This window comes from Streptomyces sp. WM6386 (assembly GCF_000972385.1).
Lineage (GTDB): Bacteria > Actinomycetota > Actinomycetes > Streptomycetales > Streptomycetaceae > Streptomyces.
In genome coordinates this window covers 1-341 of sequence record NZ_JXTE01000695.1, presented here as the reverse complement: position 1 = coordinate 341, position 341 = coordinate 1, and the positions used below count along the sequence as shown (strand labels likewise).

The 341-nt window shown below is 76.2% G+C and carries 1 pseudogene; it reads left to right on the top strand.

Annotation, left to right across the window (positions count from 1 at the left end):
* Window positions 1-136 precede the first annotated feature (136 nt).
* Window positions 137-341, top strand: a pseudogene (locus tag TN53_RS44390) (FAD-binding oxidoreductase); the annotation flags it as partial.

Genomic DNA, 341 nt, shown 5'->3' with positions numbered 1-341 from the left:
GAAAGGTACCCCCGGGCGGACCTCCCCCCCCGGGGGCCGGGCGGCCGGGGGAGCCGCCCCCCGGCGGGGAACGGCGCCCGCCCCCCCGTCCGCAGCGGCCGACCAAGCCGTACCGGCGGCGGGGCCGATCACCACGGTGGCCCCCGGCGACAAGCGGTACAAGGACCTGGTGCAGGGCTGGAACCAGAGATGGTCCTCCGCACCCGAGAGGATCTGCCTCGCCGAGACGACCGCCCAGGTCCGCTCGGTCGTCCAGGCGGCCGGGACCGCCGGCAAGCGCCTGACGGTGCGCAGCGGCGGCCACTGCTTCGAGGACTGGGTGTTCAACCCCGACGTACAGG